At 63.2% G+C, this 532-nt stretch carries 2 protein-coding genes; both read left to right on the forward strand.

Annotated features, from left to right (window positions below):
* Positions 1-206 (forward strand): hypothetical protein (locus EN994_RS35790; protein ID WP_206530586.1); only part of this gene is annotated, 206 nt, incomplete at its 5' end.
* A partial coding sequence (locus EN994_RS34590) for a TrmH family RNA methyltransferase (RefSeq protein WP_281060234.1) occupies positions 184-532 on the forward strand: 349 nt, incomplete at its 3' end. The genes EN994_RS35790 and EN994_RS34590, both read left to right, overlap by 23 nt.

Raw genomic sequence — 532 nt, forward strand, 5'->3', positions numbered from 1 at the left:
GCCTTGCCCGCGTGGCGTTGGGCCGGGAGATGTCGCCCGTATATCAAAGCGCTTTTGGCCACGCAAACGGCGATCGGTCACGAATTGGAGGCCAGAGCCGTCGTCATTTGCGAATGCTTCATTTTCCCGGCCGAATATGGCAGGGGACGCTGAAATGCCGCAAACAGCAGTTCATTGACAATCATGCCCGTCACCAAAGATCCTGATAGCATTGCAGTCGCCGGCCCGGCGATCATCCTCGTCGAGCCTCAGCTTGGCGAGAACATCGGCATGGTCGCGCGCGCCATGGCCAATTTCGGTCTGTCGGAGCTGCGCCTCGTCAATCCGCGTGACGGTTGGCCGAGCGAGAAGGCACGTGCGGCGGCGAGCCGCGCCGATCATGTCATCGACGCCGTCACCGTCTTTGACGATCTGGCCTCGGCGCTCGCCGACCTGAACTTCGTCTTCGCCACCACGGCCAGGCAGCGCGACGGCTTCAAATCCGTGCGCGGGCCGGTGGAGGCGGGCAGGATGCTTCGGACCCGTCACGCAA

Origin of the sequence: Mesorhizobium sp. M7A.F.Ca.CA.002.09.1.1 (genome assembly GCF_003998555.1) — a bacterium.
Classification (GTDB): Bacteria; Pseudomonadota; Alphaproteobacteria; order Rhizobiales; family Rhizobiaceae; genus Mesorhizobium; species Mesorhizobium ciceri.